At 26.1% G+C, this 357-nt stretch carries 1 protein-coding gene; it reads right to left on the bottom strand.

The window, feature by feature from the left end:
• Positions 1 to 357, bottom strand: a 357-nt coding sequence (locus QWI17_RS00425) for a hypothetical protein (protein WP_302720525.1), incomplete at both ends; no start/stop codon positions are given.

Below are 357 nucleotides of genomic sequence, written 5' to 3'. Positions count from 1 at the left end.
GGGTAATTCTTTTAGTTCGTTTTTAAAATCTATACTTGTTAATAATAGACCATTTTCATTAGATATATTGGATAATCCTTCAGAATATTTATATAATTTAACTTCAAAATTATCCATACCTAATTTATCAACTTCCGTTTTATCTTTATTTGGTAATAAAACTACTTCTAATAATTGATTTCCTCCTTCCAAAATGAAATCATTGAGTGGAATTTCACTACTAGAACTTTCATTAGAATAATATTTTTCAACAGGCATTCCATTTAGATAAATCTCATAAGGATTTGCTGATTGAATTTTTAGAGTATAGATTGGTTTTTCTACAGCATCAGAGTTTTTATTATCTTGTCCACAGCT

Origin of the sequence: Gilvimarinus gilvus (assembly GCF_030518155.1) — a bacterium.
Taxonomy (GTDB): Bacteria; Pseudomonadota; Gammaproteobacteria; order Pseudomonadales; family Cellvibrionaceae; genus Gilvimarinus; species Gilvimarinus gilvus.
Note: the sequence above shows the minus strand (reverse complement) of the source record. Positions and strands in the feature narration are given on the sequence as shown.